At 69.0% G+C, this 20,335-nt stretch carries 17 protein-coding genes and 6 pseudogenes; 9 read left to right on the top strand and 14 right to left on the bottom strand.

The window, feature by feature from the left end; genetic code table 11:
- Positions 1 to 226: 226 nt before the first annotated feature.
- The 3 pseudogenes from ACGF7U_RS08335 to ACGF7U_RS08325 all read right to left on the bottom strand — a co-directional run.
- Positions 227 to 1,434: pseudogene (locus ACGF7U_RS08335) on the bottom strand (tyrosine-type recombinase/integrase).
- Positions 1,434 to 1,630, bottom strand: a pseudogene (locus tag ACGF7U_RS08330) (DNA-binding protein). Before ACGF7U_RS08330 ends, ACGF7U_RS08335 begins: the two co-directional pseudogenes overlap by 1 nt.
- Positions 1,627 to 2,433: pseudogene (locus ACGF7U_RS08325) on the bottom strand (replication initiator); the annotation flags it as partial. The pseudogenes ACGF7U_RS08325 and ACGF7U_RS08330, both read right to left, overlap by 4 nt.
- A 555-nt stretch (positions 2,434 to 2,988) precedes the next feature.
- Between ACGF7U_RS08325 and ACGF7U_RS08320 the strand changes: the two are divergent.
- Complete coding sequence (locus tag ACGF7U_RS08320; RefSeq protein ID WP_393104339.1) at positions 2,989 to 3,357, top strand: cyclic-phosphate processing receiver domain-containing protein; 369 nt, start codon at positions 2,989 to 2,991, stop codon at positions 3,355 to 3,357.
- 186 nt (positions 3,358 to 3,543) lie between these two features.
- Here ACGF7U_RS08320 and ACGF7U_RS08315 read toward each other — a convergent pair whose 3' ends face one another.
- From ACGF7U_RS08315 to ACGF7U_RS08300, 4 genes and pseudogenes are all read right to left on the bottom strand, one after another.
- Positions 3,544 to 3,936 (bottom strand): hypothetical protein, encoded by a 393-nt coding sequence (locus tag ACGF7U_RS08315; protein ID WP_393104337.1) that lies wholly within the window; start codon positions 3,934 to 3,936, stop codon positions 3,544 to 3,546.
- 722 nt (positions 3,937 to 4,658) lie between these two features.
- A complete protein-coding gene (locus ACGF7U_RS08310; RefSeq protein ID WP_393104335.1) occupies positions 4,659 to 5,840 on the bottom strand; it encodes an epoxide hydrolase family protein in 1,182 nt (393 codons plus the stop codon).
- Positions 5,833 to 6,165: a hypothetical protein gene (locus ACGF7U_RS08305; protein WP_393104333.1), complete on the bottom strand. Its 333-nt coding sequence runs from the start codon at positions 6,163 to 6,165 to the stop codon at positions 5,833 to 5,835. The genes ACGF7U_RS08310 and ACGF7U_RS08305 overlap by 8 nt, the downstream gene beginning before the upstream one ends.
- Before the next feature lie 274 nt (positions 6,166 to 6,439).
- Positions 6,440 to 7,312, bottom strand: a pseudogene (locus ACGF7U_RS08300) (IS256 family transposase); the annotation flags it as partial.
- A 346-nt stretch (positions 7,313 to 7,658) separates the two neighbouring features.
- Here ACGF7U_RS08300 and ACGF7U_RS08295 point away from each other — a divergent pair.
- Positions 7,659 to 8,156 carry a VOC family protein gene (locus tag ACGF7U_RS08295; RefSeq protein ID WP_393104331.1) on the top strand — a complete coding sequence of 166 codons (498 nt, stop codon included), beginning with the start codon at positions 7,659 to 7,661 and terminating at the stop codon, positions 8,154 to 8,156.
- A 31-nt stretch (positions 8,157 to 8,187) separates the two neighbouring features.
- Here the strand turns inward: ACGF7U_RS08295 and ACGF7U_RS08290 are convergent.
- Both ACGF7U_RS08290 and ACGF7U_RS08285 read right to left on the bottom strand, forming a co-directional pair.
- Positions 8,188 to 8,950 (bottom strand): annotated as a pseudogene (locus ACGF7U_RS08290) (IS256 family transposase); the annotation flags it as partial.
- A 395-nt stretch (positions 8,951 to 9,345) separates the two neighbouring features.
- Positions 9,346 to 9,564, bottom strand: coding sequence for a hypothetical protein (locus ACGF7U_RS08285; RefSeq protein WP_393104329.1), 219 nt, complete (start codon positions 9,562 to 9,564; stop codon positions 9,346 to 9,348).
- Positions 9,565 to 9,849: 285 nt separating this feature from the next.
- Here ACGF7U_RS08285 and ACGF7U_RS08280 point away from each other — a divergent pair, with 285 nt between their 5' ends.
- The 3 genes from ACGF7U_RS08280 to ACGF7U_RS08270 all read left to right on the top strand — a co-directional run bounded on the left by ACGF7U_RS08280 (position 9,850) and on the right by ACGF7U_RS08270 (position 12,870).
- A complete protein-coding gene (locus tag ACGF7U_RS08280; protein ID WP_393104327.1) occupies positions 9,850 to 11,337 on the top strand; it encodes an MFS transporter in 1,488 nt (495 codons plus the stop codon).
- Between the two features lie 49 nt (positions 11,338 to 11,386).
- Complete coding sequence (locus ACGF7U_RS08275) at positions 11,387 to 11,953, top strand: TetR/AcrR family transcriptional regulator (protein ID WP_393104325.1); 567 nt, start codon at positions 11,387 to 11,389, stop codon at positions 11,951 to 11,953.
- 80 nt (positions 11,954 to 12,033) lie between these two features.
- Positions 12,034 to 12,870 (top strand): MBL fold metallo-hydrolase, encoded by an 837-nt coding sequence (locus ACGF7U_RS08270; RefSeq protein ID WP_393104323.1) that lies wholly within the window; start codon positions 12,034 to 12,036, stop codon positions 12,868 to 12,870.
- A gap of 1,224 nt (positions 12,871 to 14,094) precedes the next feature.
- Here the strand turns inward: ACGF7U_RS08270 and ACGF7U_RS08265 are convergent.
- The gene (locus ACGF7U_RS08265; protein WP_393104321.1) at positions 14,095 to 14,484 is read right to left on the bottom strand and encodes a hypothetical protein; all 390 of its coding nucleotides are present in this window, start codon (positions 14,482 to 14,484) and stop codon (positions 14,095 to 14,097) included.
- Positions 14,481 to 15,368, bottom strand: coding sequence for an SDR family oxidoreductase (locus ACGF7U_RS08260; RefSeq protein WP_393104317.1), 888 nt, complete (start codon positions 15,366 to 15,368; stop codon positions 14,481 to 14,483). Before ACGF7U_RS08260 ends, ACGF7U_RS08265 begins: the two co-directional genes overlap by 4 nt.
- A 71-nt stretch (positions 15,369 to 15,439) precedes the next feature.
- Here ACGF7U_RS08260 and ACGF7U_RS08255 point away from each other — a divergent pair, with 71 nt between their 5' ends.
- Positions 15,440 to 16,405: an AraC family transcriptional regulator gene (locus ACGF7U_RS08255; RefSeq protein WP_393104315.1), complete on the top strand. Its 966-nt coding sequence runs from the start codon at positions 15,440 to 15,442 to the stop codon at positions 16,403 to 16,405.
- Here the strand turns inward: ACGF7U_RS08255 and ACGF7U_RS08250 are convergent.
- Together ACGF7U_RS08250 and ACGF7U_RS08245 are read right to left on the bottom strand one after the other, a co-directional pair.
- A pseudogene (locus tag ACGF7U_RS08250) lies at positions 16,400 to 16,537 on the bottom strand (site-specific integrase); the annotation flags it as partial. The gene ACGF7U_RS08255 and the pseudogene ACGF7U_RS08250 sit on opposite strands and share 6 nt — an antisense overlap.
- Before the next feature lie 100 nt (positions 16,538 to 16,637).
- Positions 16,638 to 17,318 carry an SDR family oxidoreductase gene (locus ACGF7U_RS08245; RefSeq protein WP_393104313.1) on the bottom strand — a complete coding sequence of 227 codons (681 nt, stop codon included), beginning with the start codon at positions 17,316 to 17,318 and terminating at the stop codon, positions 16,638 to 16,640.
- A gap of 56 nt (positions 17,319 to 17,374) precedes the next feature.
- On the opposite strand from ACGF7U_RS08245, the gene ACGF7U_RS08240 reads away from it, so the two are divergent.
- Positions 17,375 to 17,746 (top strand): winged helix-turn-helix transcriptional regulator, encoded by a 372-nt coding sequence (locus tag ACGF7U_RS08240; RefSeq protein WP_393104311.1) that lies wholly within the window; start codon positions 17,375 to 17,377, stop codon positions 17,744 to 17,746.
- Positions 17,747 to 17,865: 119 nt separating this feature from the next.
- Here ACGF7U_RS08240 and ACGF7U_RS08235 read toward each other — a convergent pair whose 3' ends face one another.
- Positions 17,866 to 18,669: a helix-turn-helix domain-containing protein gene (locus ACGF7U_RS08235; protein WP_393104309.1), complete on the bottom strand. Its 804-nt coding sequence runs from the start codon at positions 18,667 to 18,669 to the stop codon at positions 17,866 to 17,868.
- 115 nt (positions 18,670 to 18,784) lie between these two features.
- Here ACGF7U_RS08235 and ACGF7U_RS08230 point away from each other — a divergent pair, with 115 nt between their 5' ends.
- Entirely contained in the window at positions 18,785 to 19,207 is a 423-nt protein-coding gene (locus ACGF7U_RS08230; RefSeq protein WP_393104307.1) for a hypothetical protein, read from the top strand.
- Between the two features lie 5 nt (positions 19,208 to 19,212).
- Positions 19,213 to 20,244 carry an NAD(P)-dependent alcohol dehydrogenase gene (locus ACGF7U_RS08225; protein ID WP_393104305.1) on the top strand — a complete coding sequence of 344 codons (1,032 nt, stop codon included), beginning with the start codon at positions 19,213 to 19,215 and terminating at the stop codon, positions 20,242 to 20,244.
- The last annotated feature ends 91 nt before the right edge of the window (positions 20,245 to 20,335 follow it).

The following is a 20,335-nucleotide window of genomic DNA, read 5'->3' as shown; positions in this document are numbered from 1 at the left end:
CTGAACGGCGCTGAACTGCATCCAACGGCACTGAACGGCGCTCAACGGCACCCACCCCTACCTGCGGCTTCTCGTTTTCGCGGGTCAGAGTGGGTGCGGCGTCCCGCTTCACACCGAAGAGGTCACTGGTTCGATCCCAGTATCGCCCACGCAGGTCAAAAGCCACTTCCCGGCTTCGGGAGGTGGCTTTTCTGCTGTCGTACAGCAGTGAAGTACAGCAGCGGCGTCATCGGCCGAGGGAGTCACCGAGGCGCTTGAGGGCTTCCCGCGTCGCCTTGGACGAGACCTGGGTGTAGATCTCCATCGTTACTGAGAAGCGGGCGTGCCGGAGCACCTGCATGGCGACTCTCGGGTGGACGTCGAGGTCGGCGAGCAGCGAGGCGCAGGTACGCCGTGCGTCGCGGACGGTGATCGGCCGTGTGCCCGCCTTGTCGGACCGGGTCTGCCAACTCCGTTGGAAGTTGCGTGGCTCGATCGGTGTGCCATAGCGGGTGGTGAATACGAGGCCGGTTTCCTGCCACGCCTTTCCGGCTGTTCTCGCGCCACGTTGCGTTGTTCGCTTCGCAACTTGAGCGCGGTCAGGCAGATATCGGGGAGGGGGAGTGTGGCGTCGGACGCCTGGGTCTTGGTGTCACGGTGAAGCAGTCTTCCTCGGACTCGTTGCAGTTGGCGGCCGACGGTCAGCTCGCCCGCGTCTAGGTCGACGTCGTCCCAGGTGAGTCCCGACGTCTCGCCCTTGCGCAGACCGACGACGAGGACCAGGGCGTAGGCGGCGTAGCGCGGATCCTCGTCTCGGCGGGCGGACTCCAGGAACTTCCGGGCCTCGTCGCTCGACCACGACTTCCCCCGCCACCGGCGAACGGTGGCGAGGGTGACCGGCACGGCGGGGTTCTTGGCGATGAGGTCTTCGGCCTGAGCGTGGGTGAGGGCGGCCCGGATGTCGCTGACCGTCCGTGTGGACGGGACGGCCTGGCAGCAGCGGCTGACGGCGCAGCAGCGCCGCTTCTGCTTGGGGCGGGCAGCGTCCTTGCCTTGGGCGCAGCACTGGCAGGTGCGGGCCACCTGGTTGATCCAGGTCTGCACGTCCCGCGACTGGAGCCGGTCGAGCCGTTTGGCCCCGAGGCCGGGGGAGATGTAGCGGCGGACGAACGTCTCGTAGGTCGCGTAGGTCAACGGTGCCCGGTTCGGCTCGATGATCTCGGCCAGCCAGTAGGTGAGGAAGCTGCCGACCGTCGGGACGCTGGTCGCCACCGGCCCTTGCTTCGCCTGCTGGTGCAGCTTGATCCACTTGTCGTGGACGGCCTCGCGGGTCTTGCCGTAGACGTACTTGCGGGTGCGCTTGCCGTCCGGCTTGGTGACCCAGACGTAGGCGGCGAAGCCGTTGCGGTAGGGAAAGATGGAGCCTTCGCCGTTGGCGCGTGCGCGTCCGGGCATCAGGCGGCCTCCTGCCGTTCGACCTGTTCGCGGATGTAGTCGTCGACCCATTCGGGGAGGATGCGTCGGTACTTGCCGTCCTGATGGAGCGCAGCTCGCCGGTGGCGATCTTCATCTTGACCTTGGACAGGCCGAAGCCGAGCAGGACGGCGACCTTGGCGGGCGAGTACCAGCGGGGGCGGAGGTCATGGCTCATGCGGCGGCCCCGATCAGCCAGCCTTCGTGGGCGAGTTCTTCCCGGCCGATGCGTCTGCTCTCGCGTCGCTGCTGGGCGGCGGTGTTGGCGAGCAGGGCGTCGCCTTCGGTGAGCCAGCCGGACCCGATGTAGGTAAGGATGCCGACAATGATGGTGTCGGCGGGTTGGCCATCCTCCGTGCGGCGGTAGGTGGCGCGGGTGTCGCGGAGCTGGCCGAAGGTGACGGAGGAGCGGCGGGCTTTGGTGAGGAAGTGGCCGCCGAAGCCGAGCATGTGCGCCCATCGGCGTAGTCCGGCGCAGGTGTTCGGTTTGGTGTCAAGGCTGTCTCTACGGTCGTCGGCTGTTGCGGCGCCACCGGTCCCGTCGGTGGGGGTGGTGCGGCCGAGGTGCCAGCAGGCGTCGATGAGGCGGGCGACGTGGTCGCCTTCCGGATCGGCGTAGTAGTCGATGGTGGCCGGGGTGAGCCGAGTGAAGGAGCGGCCGGTGGCTTCGGTGGTCTTGGTGGCGTACTTGGCGAGGTAGGCGGCGACCTTGCCGTCGGTCAGGTCGCCGTCGGCGGTGTTGATGCGGCGGATGTCGACCTGCTCGCCCCAGGCGACCAGCCAGCCCTCGGGCTGGTCAGGGTGCGGAGGCGTGGTGACGGTGATCTGCCGGGCGGCGGCGTGGACGGCTTCCTCCAGGTCGTCGACGGTGATGCCGGCTGGCGGCGGCACGAGGGCGTCCGGGTCGTCGGGGTTGACGCCGTCGAGGCGCAGCAATGCGTGGAAGTGCACGGCGGCCCGGCGCTGCATCTCGGCGACCCTCTTCGAGGTGGCAGGGACGGGAGACGAAGCACCACCAGCCGTGGACCTGGGTCCGCTGGTGGTGTTCGTCGTGTCTCCTGGCACCGCCGAGAGGGCGGCTGACGCCGGAGGGCGGATGACTGGTGATGCCACTTTCCGCCGATGGGTCATGTCCTTTCACGCTCGTGAACCTGGCGAATGGCCGGCACGGGTGGGAGCCTGGGATGTCGGCATCCGGCGGGTTGCCGCAGGCTGTCCCCACCCGTGAAGCAGTGCGAATCCGGGCCATCGTGGACGGCAGGGAAGACCGTGTTGGGGCCGCTCAGCGGATTCGGGAGCCGGCATGGTGGCCGGTGCGATCGAGAGCCGGCGGGACGTGGCCCGCGTCAGCGGCAGGAAGGCCGCTCAGCATCTCCGACGTCGAGTCCAGCGATCCGGCAGGAAGGCCGCGCTGGTGTGCAGGACGAGCGCCAGGGTAGCACCGGGTACCGACACGTCAACCCGCCGTAGTCCGGTGCGAAGTGCGGGCCCCAATAGCGGTGGCGATGGTGGCGGTGCTGGCCCAAGGATGGTGCCGTGGTTACCGAGAAGCTGCCGGGAATTGTGCTGGTTGACGACCTGCGCTCGTTCGTTGATGGCCGGGTGGCACAAGTTGCGCGTACCAGCAGGGCCGGCATTGAGGCGCTGAAGCGACACTGCGGACAGCGATTGGACGAGCTGTGGCTGGATCACGACCTCGGCGAGGACGACACGATCTGGCCCGTTATCGAGGTGCTGGAGCGGGCCGCGTTTGAGGAGCACCCGTTCGATATCGGCGTCGTTTACGTCCACTCAGCGAACCCGGCCGGCGCTAGAAAGATCATGCAGGCGTTGCGCCGCTGGGGCTACAACGTGCGCTCTGCGGCTGGGCCACCGTACGTCGGCTATCTGGCCGAGGCCGAGTAGCGGCCTGGGGAAGCCGGCTGCCGGCCTGTCCGACTCCGGTTGATGCGTTACACGGTGGCTTCACTTGATGCGCGACGGGTTCCCACAGGATGGGCTGCCGCTGCACCAGAGTTATTAGTTACTACTCTGCCGGACGCTGGGGATTCGACGGTCCGTCAGAGGGGCGCGGTCAGCATGTGCGGGCGCTCACCGACCGGGGGTGAGGAGGTCCTCGCCGCTGATCACGCGGCACCCGAACATGTCGCCGAGGACAGCTCGTTGGTGTTCCGTGAGCGGGTTTATGAAGACCGCAACGCCGACCTCCGCGGCCCGGCACGCTTGCGCGATTTCGCGCGCTTTGCCGGGGCTAAACAGCGTCCGCCGCGAGAACGGCTCGGTCATCTTGGCCGCACCGCCGTGCGAGACGCCCCGCCGCTGGACATGCCGGCTCACTACCCGCCCACCATGTGCCTTCACCGAAGCCGCCAGCCGATCGAGCTTTGCGCCAAACTCCTTATCCTTTGCCGAGAACAGGCCTACGAGCACCACGTCGGCGCCCGCCAGTATGGAGGTCGGTGGTCCGGTCGAATCTCGCCGCACGGGGCCCATGGTGCCAGATGCCTCACGGGCACGCGCTCGTCGGCAGAAGCGGCTGCGTTAGCCTCTCCGCCGCCCGCGTCTACGGCGGGTAGCCAACCAGCCGGATCGGGGTTTCACGCTTCAAGTGAAGCCACGACGTAACGCGTCATGTGGAGTACGACAAGCCGGCTGCCGGCCGTGTGTGAGGGGACTTTCCTTACGTCTATTCAAGGCGGCCCTGAACGGGCCGCCGCCTGGGCGCGCGCCGGCCGCTGCCGCTGGCGCTCTGCGGCCGACACGCCTGACGCCTGACGCCCGGCGGCTGGCGCGGAAAGCGGAAAGCCCGGAGGGCCGCCGCAGCACGACAGACCGTTGGCCGGGGGTGTGGCGGGCCGACAGCCGGCCGGACCGCGCGGCCAAGAGCCCGCGCGGCGAAGGGGAGCGCACGCCGCCCGCGTCGGCGAGCTGGCGGCAGTCGCGGGGTTGCGGTCACTGCGCCTCCGGCGGGGGCGCAGCGGCTCCAGGACGGCCGAAGATCGACGGCAACCGCCGGATCCATGGGTGGTTGCGGTAGGCCATCCCGTCCGCCATCGACCCGGGCAAGCCGAGCAGACCGCCGCCCGGCCCGCCAGCGTCCGTACGAGCCGTCAAGGTCCGCATGACGTGGCGGGCCCGGCGGCGGCCCGCTCCCCAGCAGGGCGGGTCGGCGGCACACGGAATGGCGAGTGATTCTGTCGGTGCCGCTACTCGCTGGACGACTCCTGTCGCCGCAGCTGGCCAAAGAAGGCGCGAATGTCACCGACGAGTAAGTCGGGCTGTTCCATCGCGGCGAAGTGACCACCACGGTCGAACTCCTGCCAGTGAATGATGTGATTGTCCCGTTCTGCCAACCGCCGTACGGGTAGCACGGTGTCGCCTGGGAAGACAGCGACGCCTGTGGGTGTGCGTGACCGCTGGTTGGCCGGTGGCGTCGCCGGGTGGAAGGTCTCGTAGTAGAGGTTGGCTGAGGTGCCAGCGGTGCCGGTGAGCCAGTACAGCATGACGTTGGTCAGCAGGTGATCGCGATCGACGGCATCGTCGGGTGATTGCTTCGAGTCGGTCCACTCCATGAACTTCTCGACGATCCAGGCGAGCTGGCCGACAGGGGAGTCGGTCAGCCCATATGCCAGGGTCTGTGGCCGGGTGCCTTGGATCTTCGCGTAGCCGGACAGTTCCGGCTCGACCCGAGAGAAACGCTCTAGCCGGGCCCGATCCTCATCAGAGAGCGCTGCCGCCTCGGCCGGATCACCTGAGGGCAGGGTAAGCACGGTGTTGAGGTGCACTCCGATGAGGCGATCCGCGTCAATGATGCCCAGTTCCCGGGTGATGGCGTGACCCCAGTCGCCGCCTTGGCCGCCGTAGCGGTCGTAACCGAGTCGCCGCATCAGCTCGGCCCATGCCCGGGCGATCCGTGGTATGTCCCAGCCCGGCTCGGAGATGGGCCCGGACAGCCCGAAGCCAGGGATGGAGGGCGCCACGATGTGGAAGGCGTCGGACGGGTCTCCGCCGTGCCGGCGTGGATCGGTGAGCGGGTCAATGATGTTGAGGAACTCCGCCACCGAGCCCGGCCACCCGTGGGTGATGATGAGCGGCAGCGCATTCGGTTCGGGTGAGCGGGCGTGAAGGAAGTGGATTGCCGCCCCGTCGATGACGGTGGTGAACTGCGGGATCTGGTTGAGCCGGGCCTCGTGCGCTCTCCAGTCGTACTTGGTGAGCCAGTAGTCGACTAGCTCCTTCAGATAGTCAACCGGTACGCCGCGGCTCCAGCCGGTGCCGGGCAGTGGCTGCGGCCAGCGGGCCCGCGCAAGCCGGTCCCGCAGGTCTGCCAGCTCAGCTTCCGATACCTCTAGTCGGAATGGGTGCAGGGCCTTCGTGTCCTCATTCATCGGGGTCCTCCTGCTCTTCTAGCCACCTCAGGTGGGTCTCCCAAGCGGACTGTTTGGTAGTGCCGAGCGCGGCGCCGATCTGTGACCAGGAGGCGCCGGTGGCACGGGCCGTTCGGACCGACAGCTGCCGCCCATAACCCGCTTTGCGGATGAGCACCTCGCCGAGCGCGAGCAGCTCCAACGCCTCTTCTCTGCTCAGCGGCTCCGCCTGCGGATCTGGGTCCTCTAGCCCTGGCGGTGCCAGCGCGTCCCGCCGTCGCAGCTCGTCGAACCGTGCCGCCGCCGTCAGGAGCGTGAATTGCCGCTCCGCCTCATCTGGTGTCACGCAGCCGAGTCTTTCGTCAGATCATCCTGACGTCAAGTTGATCTGACGGCCGCCGTGTAGATCAACCCGATTCCCAAGCTGCTGCACGCCGGCCACCGAGAAGGAGCCCGCCACCAGCGGAGCTGCGTCAGCTGCTGCTGACCGATGCGGTGTGCGCTGGCGGCAACCTGGCTGCCGGCGTGCACACCCACAACGGCGCTCTGGGCCGTCCCTGGGCCGTCTGGGCCGTCGACGGGCCGTCAAACGCCGACCAGAGATGACCGACGACGACCAGTAACACCGAAGAAACAGCAGGCCAGCCACCGATCGTGCGGACGAGTGTGGCGATCCAGGGCTGCGCCGACTTCGGAACTTTGGTCAGCAGGTTGCGCAGGTAGTGGGTGCGGCAGCGTTGCCATGACGCGCCGGGCAGTGCAGCGCCGATCGCGGCCACGAGGCCGGCGTGGGCGTCGGAGATGACCAGGCGGACACCGGACAGGCCGCGGGCGGTCAGCGATCGCAGGAACGCCAGCCAACCGGCGCCGTCCTCATCTGAGGCGACATCGAGGCCGAGGACTTCGCGCCCGCCGTCGGCGTTGACGCCGACGGCGATCAGGGCATGAACGTTGACGGTCCGGCCTGCCCGCGGACCTTCATCGTCAGCGCGTCCATCCACACGAACGTGTAATGGCCTGAGTCGAGGGGCCGGTTGCGGAACGCCTCGACCTGCGCGTCCAGGTGCGCGGCCATCTCCGATACCTGCGACTTGGACAGCTGCCGGATCCCGGGCTGCTCGACCAGCTTCTCCGCCCGCCTGGTCGACACCCCGAGCAGGTAGGAGGTCGCCACGACCGACACCAAGGCCTGCTCCACCCGCCGGCGATGGGTCAGCAACCAGTCCGGGATAATGCGAGCCAGAACGCAGCTTCGGGATTGCCAGGTCGATCGTCCCGGCCCGGGTGTCCCACTCCCGAGGCCGGTAGCCGTTGCGGGAGTTCACCCGCTCGTCGCTGCGCTGCCCGTAACCGGCGCCGCAGATCGCGTCGGCCTCGGCGGACATCAACGCCTGCGCGAACGTTTTGATCATCGCCTGCAACATGTCCGGCGACGCGCCCTCGATCTGCTCGCGCAGCAGGTCAACAGGGTTCGCACTCTCTGATGCGGCCATCGCGTTCTCTCTTCCTTCTCTGACTTGGTCGTCTTGGAGGATCGACGCGATGGCCGTCTCTTATCTACGCAACACGTCCATCACGGGCAAGTCGTACGCCACTCCCGTGGACGCAGCCCGGCCACACAAACTGGCCACGCTGCGGCATCGACAGCAGCGTTGACAGCAGCAGGCCCGGATAGAGACGACCGGGAGAAGTTGTCAAATTCTGGGGGTCGTGGGTCGATCCCCTCGGCTCGCGGAGCCGGGCTCGTTGGTTGCCTTGTGCAGGAAACCCCCGATTAGGCGAGCTGGGGGGTCGGCCATGAGCTGTGCCTTGTCGGTGCCGCCTGGTAGACATGCGCGCATGACACAAGATCAGATCACGCTCGATGCCGGCACCATCACGGGGCGTGGCCACACGGTCAATCCGTTCCTCGTCGTGGAGGACGCGGCCGGCTTCATAGCCTTCGCAGAGGAGGTCTTCGACGCCCGCGAAGTCGCCGAGGCGCGAACGCCGACGCCGGCGGGCAAGCTCATCCACGCCGAGGTGCGGATCGGTGATTCCCTGGTGCTGCTTGCCGACCCGCAGGAAGGATGGCGGACGCACTCGGGCATGTTCCAAATCTGGACGTCCGACGTCGAGGCGATGCTGGCTCGCGCCGTCGATCGGGGATCGGTGATCGTGACACCTCCGACACCGTTCTATGGATCACTGACGCTTGCTCGTATCGAAGACCCGTGGGGCAATCTGTGGTGGGTGTACCAGCCCGCTCCGGGGCAGCCGGACCCGAAACCCGCGTGGGAAGGCGGGTCGGACACCATCTTCCGCACTATCGACGAGTACATGCGCTCCGCCCGCTGAGCCAGAGATCATCCGAGGGCCGGGCGGCTGGTCATGCCACCCGGGCCTGCTCGCGCTCGACGAGGATTCCCTTCTCGAAGCGGGCTCCGCCGCGCACGAGGGCGACCAGGTGGGGTGCTTGATGGCGCGCCAGCGCTCCTGGGCGGACTCGATCAGCTTGAACGTCATCGCCAGCGCCGCGGTGCGCGAGCCGGCGCCGCGGGTGACCTTGGTGCGCAGCCGCACGGTGGCGAAGGTGGACTCGATGGGGTTGGTCGTCCGCAGGTGGATCCGGTGCTCGGCGGCGTAGTCGTAGAAGCCAGCAGCACGTCCTCGTCGTCGACGACCTTCGCTACAGCATTTCCGAGCTTCGCCCCGTACTGCCGGGCGAACGCCTTGACGGCGGCCGTGGCCTGGTCTTTGTCCTCGGCGTTGTAGATATCTGCGATCGCGTTCTTCGCCGCCGGCTGTGCCGACTTCGGCAGGGCGTCCAGGACGTTCGCCGTCTTGTGGACCCAGCATCTCTGCTCGCGCGTTTCGGGGAACACCTTGCGTAGCGCCTTCCAGAATCCGAGCGTCCCATCACCGACGGCCAGCCCCGGAGCCCGCATCCCGCGCCGGGCGCAGTCGCGCAGCAGGTTCGCCCACGACTGGCCAAACTCCCGGTAACCTTCGTCCAGGGCTATCAGAGCTTTGCTGCCGTCGGTCCGGACGCCCGCCATGACCAGCACGCAGGCTTTGGCCTTGTCCAGGCGCACCTTCAGGTGGACGCCGTTGGCCCACACGTAGACGAAGTCGGTCTTCGACAGATCCCGTTTCAAGGTCTACGGCGTGACACAGGAACGCGACACCCGGTCCGGCAACGTCGTCGACCGTACGACTTCGAACTGCCGTACTGGGCCGGTGATCATCCCGCCGAGCCCGTACCAGGCTGGCACAACCAGGACCCGTACCGTCATGACGTGGCGGGCCGGGCGGAGGCCCGCTCCACGGGAGTGCGGGTCGACGGCAGACAGTGAGGATGGTGGGGTGGGTCGCCGGGTTGGTCTGACTCACCGCAGACCGACGGTTGCTGTCCTTAGCCCGATTCATCGGCTGGCTCGGTGGCCCCGGCAGTTGCATGTCACCAGTCAGGAAGCGTGACCTGATAGGAGCCTGTGCGAGAGGCGCCCACCACTGTGTTGTCCGCATCGCCTGACCGGTGACGTGGTCACGTGTTCTCGACGCGAACGAGAAGGGCGGACCTCGCCAGCATGGCAGCGAAGAAGCGATCGGTCATCGGTGATGTCGATACCCACCACGACACCCACCACGCGGCGATCATCGACAGCACCGGCGGCCTCCTCGGCGACGCCGAGTTTCCCGCGACGAACTGGACCAGCTCGGCGAGGACGTCTGGAGTGTCGGTCGCTGTCTTGAGCCGGGTCACCCGGGCTGCACGTCGCACGACTCCGGCTCGCAGGTGCTTCAGCCGCCCGCATCCACACCCACCCCTCGGCGGCAAGCGGTGAGCCAGGCGGGTGTCGACAGCAGCAGTGGCAGCAGCGACTCCCGACCCGACGGTTCCCGCTCGGGCCCCTACCGCGACCCTCGTCACAACTGCTTGTACGTTAGTACTACTTGTACGAAGGTCCAATTGCCGAGTTGCAGGGGTGAGGGGGGATCGATGACGGGGCAGGTAACCGCGCCGGCGGGTGCGCGAGCATGGGCGGGCATGGCGCTGTTGGCGTTGCCGACGGTGCTGCTGGGGCTGGATGTGACGGTGTTGTACCTGGTGCTGCCGGCCATGGCGGCTGACCTCGGGCCCTCGGCGACGCAGACGCTGTGGATCATGGATGCCTACGGCTTCCTGCTGGCGGGATTCCTCGTCACCATGGGCACGCTGGGGGACCGGCTGGGGCGGCGCCGGTTGTTGCTGATCGGCGTCGCCGCGTTCGCGGCGGTGTCGGTGTTCGCCGCCTTCGCGCCGAACCCGGAACTGTTGATCGCGGCGCGGGCGCTGTTGGGGATCGCGGGTGCGACGCTGATGCCCTCGACGCTGTCGCTGATCTCGAACATGTTCACCGACGCGCGGCAGCGGGCGGTGGCGATCGGGGTGTGGGCCACGATGTTCGCCGTGGGCATGGCTGCCGGTCCGATCCTGGGCGGGGCGCTGGTGGACAGGTTCTGGTGGGGGGCGGCGTTCCTCGTGGCGGTGCCGATCGCGGTCGTCGTGCTGACGCTGGGTCGGGTGCTGCTGCCCGAATACGCCGACCCGCGGGCGGGACGGCTCGATCTGAGCAGCGTGGCGTTGTCGCTGGCGGTGATCCTGCCGATCGTCTACGCGGTCAAGCGTGCCGCCGCCGAGCGATTCGATGCGAGCGTCGTCATCGCCGTGATGGTGGGGTTGATCGCCGGGGTGGCGTTCTGGCGCCGGCAACACCGCCTGGCCGATCCACTGCTCGATGTCACCCTGTTCCGGAACCGGGCGTTCAGCGCCGCGTTGACCGTGCTGCTCATCGGGCTCGTCGGGGTGGGCGGCACCATGTACCTGGTGACCCAGTACCTGCAACTGGTGGAGGGGCTGACTCCGTTCGTGGCGGGCCTCTGGATGGGGCCCCCGGCGCTGGCGATGTTCGCCGCCGGTGTCGGTGCGCCGATGTTGGCTCGACGCATCCGTCCCGGTTACGTGATGGGCGGCACCCTGGGTGTCTCGTTGATCGGCTACGGGCTACTGGCCACCGCCGGCCTGCATGACGAGTTGCCGGTCGCGGCCGGGTTCGCCTTCGTCTACCTCGGTCTTGGCGCGATCGCCGCCCTGGGCACCGACATCGTGGTCGGCGCCGCCCCGGCGTCGAAGTCCGGCTCGGCGGCCTCACTGTCGGAGACCGTCCAGGAACTCGGCATCGCCATCGGCGTCGCGATCCTGGGTAGCCTCACCACGGCCATCTACCGTGACAACGTCACCGTGCCAGAGGCCCTCTCCGCGAGCGAGACCGCCGCGCTCGCCGACAGCCTCGGCGCGACCGTCGCCATCGCCGATGACCTGCCGGCAGGCGCGCTGGTCGACGCGCAGCTGGCCTTCGCCACGGGCGTGAACATCGCCTCCCTGGTCGCCGGGCTAGCGATCGCCGCCGCCACCGTGCTGTGCCTGCGCATGCTGCGTCACCTGCCGCGACTCGGGCACGAGCAGCACGAGCAGGAGACGGAGGCGATTGGTTGAACGATGGTCCGACTACCCTGGGGGTCGGTGGGTGGGAGGAGGAGGTGGCATGACCGACGACGACGGTGCCGAGCACGTCGACGGGCGTTTCGCCCGTGGAGCCAGACGCCGAGCCGAGATCATCGAAGCCACCCTGGCGGTGGTCACCCGCGACGGCGCCGCGGGGGTCACCCATCGCACCGTCGCCAGGCAGGCCGGCATCACCACGAGCCTGAGCACGTACTACTTCGCCACCCTCGACGACCTCCTCGTCGCCGCCCTGACCAGCGTCGCCGATGCCTATACCGCCCGGATCCGCCAGATCATCGACACGCCCGGAGACAAGCTCGCCGGCCTGGCCGAACTCATCGCGGAAACCGCCGGCGCGGGACGTGAACGCGCGTTGGCGGAACGTGAGCTCGCCACCCTCGCCGCCCGCAGGCCCGCCCTGCGTCCGGTGGCGCGTCGATGGCGGGAGAACGTCGCCGAGCTGGCCGCCACCCTCACCGACGATCCGACAGCCATCGCCGGCGTGGTCGCCGCCTCCGACGGGCTCTGCACTGCCATCCTGCTCGACAACGGCCCCGCTGATCCGGGCTACCTCCGCGCCGTCCTGCAACGAGCACTGGTGAGCTGAGTCGCTCGGCACGAGACGGCCGTCTTCACGGAGTACGGTCCCGACAGACGGCGGCAGACCACGAGCGGAAGGAACCACCCGTGCTGACACAGGTCGCGGAGGGTGTACTGATCCACCAGAGCGAGTTGCTCCAGAACAATGCCGTTGTTGTGCACGGCCGGGCCGGCGTGTTGGTCATCGATCCGGGGCTCACGGACGGCGAGATGCGCTGCCTCGCAAATGACCTGGCCGATTCGGGCCAGCGCGTTGTCGCGGGTTTCGCGACCCACCCTGATTGGGATCACGTGCTCTGGCACGCCGAACTGGGCGAGGTGCCCCGGTACGGCACAGCGCGTTGCGCGGACGTCATGAGGGATCTGCGGTCCCGCGCGGACTGGAAGGCCCGCGCCGCCGAGGCGCTACCGCCGGAGATCGCCGAGGAGGTGCCGCTCGACCTGTTCGGCCTGATCACCGGTCTGCCCACCGGAACGGTGCAGATTCCCTGGGACGGCCCTCGGGCCCGGATCATCGAGCATCCTGCTCACTCCCCGGGCCATGCGGCACTCCTGATCGAGGAGCGAGGGGTTCTCGTGGCTGGCGACATGCTGTCTGACGTCTTCATTCCGATGCTCGACGACTTCAACGGCACCAACGACCCGGTCGAGGATTACCTCACGGGGCTCAGCCTCCTGGAGGGCGTGGCGGACGAGGTCGATGTCCTCGTTCCGGGTCACGGGTCCGTAGGCAGGGCTGACCAGGTACCCGCGCGGATCGAACAGGACCGCGCCTACATGCATGCTTTGCGGGACGGCCGTGCTCCCGACGACCCACGGATCGGCCCGTCGGCCAAGCCTGGCTGGGAGTGGGTGAGCGACATACACACAGGACAGGCCCGGCGCCTCGCCGAAAGACGCGGATGCGACGCGACACCCGGCTAGCGATCGCTTCTCCGAGCAACGCTCACACACGAGCGGAGGATGACACGCAGGAGGCGTGCTCACGTCAGTCGCGGCCAATCGAGGTTCCCGGTAGAGGGGCCCTGACTCGTAACTGAGGGGCCAGCCTTCGGAGGAAGCGGGAAGGCAGCAAAAGGACCTCGACACCCCGGGCGCGCCCAGCCGCCGAATGCGTGTGGTGGTTCATTGGGACCGATGTGCTGGGTGGACCGGTCCGGATCCGGGGACAATCCGGTCTGCTGAGCGTGCCGTCAGGCTTGGCTCACACGGTCGGTACGGAGAACAGTGTGCTTGGCACGCCGCCACAAACCCGCCCGAGAACCCGTTCTGTTCCTGGGGCCGGCGTCGACCGCCGAGCATCAGTGAACGCAACCCCCTCGGCGAGAACGGACTCATCGAGGGTGGGCGTGGGCAGCACCACGCCTTCCGTGCTCGGCACCAGAACAAAATGGGTGGCCTGGCCGGCCCGCCCCGCCCTACCGTGCACCTGCATCGTCTTCGCCCTCCGACTTGCGAGAGGACTCGCCCCGCGTGACGCCGCCTGCCCTCTAGACCTGACAACTTTCCCGTGCATCGGTCGCCGACGTCGCCGTCGGCTCCTTCCCATGCCCTCTGTCAGGTCTTCAGGGAGATCATGTCTACGCATCCTCATATCGTGCTGTCCTGGACCCTTCGGCACACGAGCCTTGCCCTGCCTTCGTTCCGCTGCGTCCACTGCCATCCCGGCCTCGTCAACGCCGGCGACGGGACGTTCCGCGTCGAGGCCAACCGCGCACTTCCCGACGTCCGGCGCCTGGTCGCCCGCGTTTCCCGTGACCGCACCGGCAAACTTGCCGTTCACGATCGCCTTCCGGTCCGGTACCTGAAACCGATGAGCCGCCGTGGGCCTCAGCCGGGGCGGGAGGCGCGGTGGCCACGCGCCGGACTACATCGCGCGGCGGTCCGTGCGCGCTCGCTCGTGATCGGGCGCGAACCAACGTCAGGGCCGGCCCGGTACCGGCGACGGTAGTGAACGTCCGGGTGCACACATCTGGGCGCGCCGACGAGCGGATGTGTGCACCCGGACGGTACCGGCCTCGGGCCCGGCGTCCTCGCGCTCGCGTCATCAGAGGCCGCCATCAGCGGGCGCACCGTCATCGGCCGGCGCCCGGGAGGACCGCGGCGGGCCGGTCGGTGGTGCGCGCTCGCCGCGATCCTGGTCCTGCTTCACGTGATCCAGGTTTCGTGCAGGTGACGCCAGCGCAGGCCGTTGCGGGCGTCGGGCGCGGACGCGAAGATCACCACGGCGCGGCGGGCGTTGGACGAGGTCGGCGTCCGCTGGTGCTCCTCGTAGGCGGCCACGACCATGCCGTCCTCGTCCAGCAGTACGCGCCGGTCGCGGATCTCCAGGACGAGGCCCGGGGCGGCTCCGTGGGCCTCTTTCATCATCGGCGCCATGTCGGGCAGGGTCTTGAGTGAGCCGTCCGGGTCGTACCACGTGAAGTCCGGCGTGTGCATGTCGAGAAAGGGGCGGATGTCGGCCGGGTCCGCCTCGCCACGCAGCCAGCTCTCAATGAAACGATGATGCTGGACGATTTCATCGACGGCGCCGTTCACAGCACGGCCCCGGCGTTCCGCTCCGTCCTGGTGTTCCTCTCGATCCAGGTGCGCAGAGGTGTTAGTTCGACGCCGAAGAGCGCTTCGATTCTGTCCGCCTCGCCGTCGTAGAGACCGATGCCCTCGGGTGCGGCCAGCCACCGGTATGTGTCGGCCACGCCCGCCGCGACGGTCGCGCCGAGCATGGGTGCCATGTCTTCCTCGAACGTGTCGGCGTGCACCGGCACGTACCGGATCTCCCGGCCGAGCACGGAGGCGAAGGCGGCCGCCAGTTCGGGGCCGGTCACCGCGTCCCTTCCGCCCACGTCGATGGCCGTTCCGGTCAGGTCGTCGCAGTCGAACGCGGCGGCCGTAAGGGCGCCGAGATCGTCGTGGGCCAGCCAGGCGACCCGGTGGCCCTCCGGAAGCGGGTAGGGAAGGAAGCCGTTGGCCAGGGCTGCCCGTGCCCAGGGAGCGGCCAGGTTGTCCAGGTAGACGGGTGGGCGCAGCACGATGGTCGGGACGCCGGACGACAGGAGGGCCTCGACCGCGACCCGTTTCGACTCGAAGGTCGCAACGCCCGTCCGTGTCACCGGAATCCGGTTACCGGTGTTGAACACCAGTCGTTCCAGGCCGTCGGCCGCCGCGACGATGTTGTCCACATGCCGGGCCACCGCTGCCGGATCGAATTCCAGGGGCAACGTGACCGAGGCCCGCGTCACCCCGTCGAACGCGGCGCGTACGGCGGCGGGGTCCGCGAGGTCGCCGCGCACCCAGTCCACACCGGACGGCCCCGTCGCGCTCCGGCCGAAGCCGCGCACGCGGTGCCCGTCCCTCAGCAGCCGCCGCGCGACCGCTCCGCCCTGCGCGCCGCCCGCGCCGATCACCAGGTAGGTACCGCTCATGCCCTCCAGACTGCCGGGAATCCTCCTGTACGTTCCATAAACATGAGTCCTGGTTCGTTTAAGGATCGTCCATGACCGTGAAGGTGCGGGAGATGTCCTCGCCCGGGGCCGATCTGCTCGGAGAACTGCTGGCGCCGCTGCGCCTGAGGGGCGTGTTCGCCAGCCGCTGGAAAGCTCGCGCGCCCTGGGGCCTGCGCGGCGACCAGGAACGGAACGCGATCCTGCACTACGTGCACTCCGGCGAGTGCGCGATCACCATGCCCGGCAGATCCGACCCGATCACCCTGGGCGCGGGCGAGCTCACGGTCTTCCCGCACGGCACCGCGCACGAGCTGACGGACCGGCCCGGCCGCGCCACGACCCCGATCGACCTGCTGCTCCCCGGCCGCCCTGCCGGGACGACCACCGAGGTCCGCGTGGACGGCCCGGGCCCGGCGACCGAGCTGCTGTGCGGCGGGCTGCACTACGACGAGAGCGCCGTGTCACCGCTGTATCGTGCGCTGCCGGAGGTCCTCGTGCTCGACCGTGAGATGCTGGCCGGCGAGCCACTGCTGGCCGGCACCCTCGACCGTCTGGCCGACGGGACGCGCGACGACGCGCCCGGCGCCCAGCTGGTGGCGCTGCGCTCGTTCGAGCTGGTCTTCGTGCTGGCGCTGCGGGTGGCGGTGGGCAGGCTCGCCGACGCCTCGCCCGCGCTGCAGGCGCTGCGGCACCCGGCGATCGGCCGTGCCCTGCTGGCGATCCAGACCCGCTTCGACGAGCCGTGGACGCTGGAGTCACTGGCCCGGGAGGCGAACATGTCACGGTCGGCGTTCGCGACCACATTCACCCGCCTCGTCGGCGAGGCCCCGGCCCGCCACCTGACCGGCCGCCGGATGCGCGAGGCGGCCCGCCTTTTGAACGAGACCGCCCTGCCGCTCGGCGTGCTTCCCGAACGGGTCGGCTACCGCTCGGCCGTCGGTTTCCACCTGGCCTTCCGGCGCCATTTCGCTGTGACGCCCGGCGAATACCGCCGCACCCGCACATCCCCCCGATGAGCGGGCGTGCCGGAGCACCTGCATGGCGACTCGCGGGTGGACGTCGAGGTCGGCGAGCAGCGAGGGGCAGGTGCGCCGGGCGTCGTGGATGGTGATCGGCCGGATGCCCGCCTTGTTGTCGCACCGGGTCTGCACGGCCAGGGCGACGGCGTAGCGGGGACCTCCGCAGGCGCGGAGAAGGGCGCGGGGACGGATCCTGGTGGTGGTTTCCACGGCACTGGTGGCGCTGGGATCAGCGGTGCCGGGCACCGCCGTCGACATGGACCGTCTCGCCTGTCACCCATCCCGCACTCAGGAGCCACAGGGCGGTGTCGGTGACGTCCTCGAGCGTCCCGACCCTGCCTGCGAGGGAGGCCGCGGCGGCGCTGTCGTACAGGGCACGGCGGCGCTCGTCCGGAAGCCGGTCCCAGGTGCCGGAGTCGGTGATGCCGGGCGCGATGGCGTTGACACGCAGCGGCGCGAGCTCGACGGCCAGGTGGGTGACCAGCGCGGCCAGGGCAGCATTCGCAGTACCTTTGACGACGGTGCCGGGCTTGGGCCGCCAGCCCACGATGCCGGAGAAGAACAGGAACGATCCGTCGGCAGGCATCCGTGGGGCGAAGTGCTTGGCCAGCAGTAGCGGACCGACGACCTTGGCGGAGAACGCGGCCTGGATCTTGTCGGGTTCCAGGTCGGGCACCGGCACGTCATGGTGAGCCGACGCGGTGGAGATCACGTGGTCGAAGGCGCCGAGCGACTCCGCGGCCCGCGCGATGGTGGTCTCGTCGGTGACGTCGATCCGGACTTCGGGGCCGGACCGTGTCGCGACGACGACGTCGGCGCCGGCCTGCCCGGTGCGCCGGACGATCTCAGCGCCGATACCGCGGGCGCCGCCGACGACCAGGATCCGCTTGCCTGTCAGGCTCTCGCTCATGACGGGGACGGTATACATTTGCTACCGGTATCTTCAACGCTACCGGGAGGACACCCGTGGGCGAGGCGTACAACGTCATGGCGGCGACCTGCCCGAGTCGCACCGTGCTGCACCGCATCGGGGCGCGTTGGACGGTGTTCGCCGTCAACGCGCTGGAGGCCGGACCGATGCGGTTCACCGAACTCAAAGCGCATATCCGCGGGATCACCCCCAAGGCCCTCACCGAGACGCTGCGCGCCATGGAGGCTGACGGCCTGCTCGCCCGTACCGACCTGGGTGGCAACCCGCCGCACGTCGAATACGCCCTGACCGAACTCGGCCGTTCCCTGCTGGTTCCGCTGCGTGCCGTACGACAGTGGGCCGAGGCGCACGTCCCGGACATCCTCGCTGCGCGCGAACGAGCCGGCCTCGAGAAGGCCCCGGGCTGACGATGCCCTCCCGAACGCCGGGCGGCAACGCGGAGTGCCGACGGCAGGTCATGCCGAGGCTCAGGCGGTCTGGGCCGGACGCCAGGTGGCACACGGTCAGGGGCATGAGCGGATGGTGTTTACCACCTGACGAGCTCGGTCAGTGCGGCGCTGGTCGCTTCGTCCGCCGGTAGGAATGCTTCCAGTCGCAGTTCGGCGATGGTGACGTCGGTGGCGGTACCGAAGTGGGTGAGGGTGGTGATGAGCTGGAGTTCCCGGTTGTCCGGGGCGCTCGTGCGGAGCCGCAGCGGCACCGCGAAGCCGAGGTGATGCGGCGGGAGTTGCCGTGGACGCGGTGGCGCCAGGTCGACAAGTTCTGCGGCGAGTCGGCGAAGCCGGTCGTTCGGGTTGCGCAAACTCTTGGCCTGGACGCTGTCGATGATGTGCCATGCCCACTCGTCGAGGTTGACGATGCGCGGCGCGAGACCTCGGGGATGCAGCAGGATCCTGGGGACGCTCGCCGGCGCAGCGAGCAGGTCCGGGTCGACTCCCCGAGTGATCATGTGGAACCCGGCGTTGGCCGAGACGAGGTCGCCGTGTCGGTCGACGATCACGGCCGGGTACGGCAGGTAGCCGTGCAGGACGCGATCAAGGGCGGTCCGGACCGGCGCCAACCGAGGGTCGTCCAGATCGGTCTGCGGGTACGCGGGCGCGAATCCGGCGGCGAGGAGCAGCTCGTTGCGTTCGCGGATCGGCACTTCCAGCGATTCGGCCAGCCGTATGATCATCGCCCGGCCGGGGGTTGAGCGTCCGCTCTCGATGAAGCTGACGTGCCGTTGGGTGGTGCCGGCGCGCACCGCCAGTTCGAGTTGGCTGACGCGTCGGCGGGTGCGCCAGGTGCGCAACGCGCCCGCGAGTCCGCCGCCCGCCGATTCGGTGATCATCCGTTCTGTATACGGGGTGGAGCGCTGGTCGGCGATTCCCTTCGGGGAATTGTGACGGCGCGCCGGGCACAGCACAGTCGTGGTCGCAAACGATCATCTACGACCAAGGATCACCATGGCTGACAACGACCTGAAGAACCTCGCCGACCGCTACGTCGCGGTGTGGGGTGAGCCTGACCCGGAACGTCGCCGCGCCGCCATTCGCGCGCTCTGGTCGCCCGACGCGGTCCATGTCCTGCAGCCCCCGCAGGAGATGCGACAGACCGCGGAAGGGTTGGGGTTCGGTCGCCTGACCCTGGAGGCGCGCGGGTACGACGCGCTGGAGGTCCGGGTGACGCGTGCGTACGAAACCTTCGTCGCCCCGGGCTCCTTCGTGTTCCGGTCCCGCGGCGATGCCGACCGGCTCCACGACGTGGTCAAGTTCCGCTGGGAGATGGTGCCCCGCGCCGGTGGCGACGTGGCCGGTGTCGGGCTGGAGATCCTCGTGCTCGGCGCGGACGGGCGCATCGTCAGCGACTACCAGTTCATCGAGGGATGACCGCGATGACGGCGGTGCTGCCCCCGTCCGTGCGTAGCTATCACGTCAACAGCGGCGACGGCATCGATGGCCTGTCGCTGCGTAGCCACGAGCCGCCCATCTCCGGCATCGGCGAGGTCGCCGTCGCGGTCCACGCCGTCTCGCTCAACTTCCGCGAACTGCTGGTCCTGCGTGGACAATACGTGCTGCCGGTCAAACCGGACGTCATCCCCGTCTCGGACGGCGCCGGGCAGGTTGTCGCCGTGGGGCCAGGTGTCCAGCGGGTGCGACCGGGTGACCGGGTCACCGCCACCCTGTTCCCGCGGTGGCTGGACGGCCCCCTGGAACCGGCGTACCTGCCACAACTGGGGGGCTCGCTCGACGGCATGCTCACCGAACTCGCCGTCCTGCCGGAGCAAGCCCTCGTCCCGGTCCCCGAACACCTTTCCTACGCCGAGGCCGCGACGCTCCCGTGTGCCGCGGTCACCGCGTGGAACGCGCTGACCGGGGACGGTCCTGGGATCCAGCCCGGGCACACGGTGCTGACCACCGGCTCGGGCGGCGTATCACTGTTCGCGGTACAACTGGCCAAACTGCTCGGTGCGACAGTGATCGCTACGACCGGCCAGGCGGACAGGGAGCAGCGCCTTCGTGACCTGGGCGCTGACGAGGTCGTCAACTACCGCGCCGTTCCCGACTGGCACACCGCGGTCCGCGACCTCACTGGTGGGCGGGGGGCGGACCGGGTCGTCGACACCGCCGGAACCCTGGAGCAGTCGCTGAAGTCGCTCGCCGTCAACGGGCACGTCGCGTTCGTGGGGTCCGTTACCGGTGACTGGCGGCCACTCGACCCCCGCCTGTTGTTCGGTGTTGCCGCGACGGTCCGGGCGTTGACCGTCGGCAGTCACGCACAGTTCACTCAGCTGAACAAGATCATCGCCGCGCACCAGCTTCGGCCCGTCATCGACCGAGCGTTCCCGTTCGAGGAAGCCGGCGCGGCGTTCCGCTACTACGAGTCGACCAGCCCGTTCGGAAAGGTCATCATCAGAATCCGATAACCGGCGCGGGGGGGGGGGGCCCCCCCCCCCCCCCCGCCCCCCCCCCCCCCCCCCCCCGCCCCCGGCCCCCCCCCCCCCGGCCCCCCCCCCC

It is taken from the genome of Micromonospora sp. NPDC047670, assembly GCF_043204915.1.
GTDB lineage: Bacteria > Actinomycetota > Actinomycetes > Mycobacteriales > Micromonosporaceae > Micromonospora.
The sequence above is the reverse complement of the archived record's forward strand: the minus strand, read 5'-3'. Positions and strand labels throughout refer to the sequence as shown.

Excerpts from the sequence above, each read along its gene's own strand:
- ACGF7U_RS08310 (WP_393104335.1), bottom strand. The coding sequence starts at position 5,840 with ATGAATGAGGACACGAAGGCCCTGCACCCATTCCGACTAGAGGTATCG.
- ACGF7U_RS08295 (WP_393104331.1), top strand. The coding sequence starts at position 7,659 with ATGACACAAGATCAGATCACGCTCGATGCCGGCACCATCACGGGGCGT.
- ACGF7U_RS08280 (WP_393104327.1), top strand. The coding sequence starts at position 9,850 with ATGGCGCTGTTGGCGTTGCCGACGGTGCTGCTGGGGCTGGATGTGACG.
- ACGF7U_RS08275 (WP_393104325.1), top strand. The coding sequence starts at position 11,387 with ATGACCGACGACGACGGTGCCGAGCACGTCGACGGGCGTTTCGCCCGT.
- ACGF7U_RS08260 (WP_393104317.1), bottom strand. The coding sequence starts at position 15,368 with ATGAGCGGTACCTACCTGGTGATCGGCGCGGGCGGCGCGCAGGGCGGA.
- ACGF7U_RS08255 (WP_393104315.1), top strand. The coding sequence starts at position 15,440 with ATGACCGTGAAGGTGCGGGAGATGTCCTCGCCCGGGGCCGATCTGCTC.
- ACGF7U_RS08245 (WP_393104313.1), bottom strand. The coding sequence starts at position 17,318 with ATGAGCGAGAGCCTGACAGGCAAGCGGATCCTGGTCGTCGGCGGCGCC.
- ACGF7U_RS08235 (WP_393104309.1), bottom strand. The coding sequence starts at position 18,669 with ATGATCACCGAATCGGCGGGCGGCGGACTCGCGGGCGCGTTGCGCACC.
- ACGF7U_RS08230 (WP_393104307.1), top strand. The coding sequence starts at position 18,785 with ATGGCTGACAACGACCTGAAGAACCTCGCCGACCGCTACGTCGCGGTG.
- ACGF7U_RS08225 (WP_393104305.1), top strand. The coding sequence starts at position 19,213 with ATGACGGCGGTGCTGCCCCCGTCCGTGCGTAGCTATCACGTCAACAGC.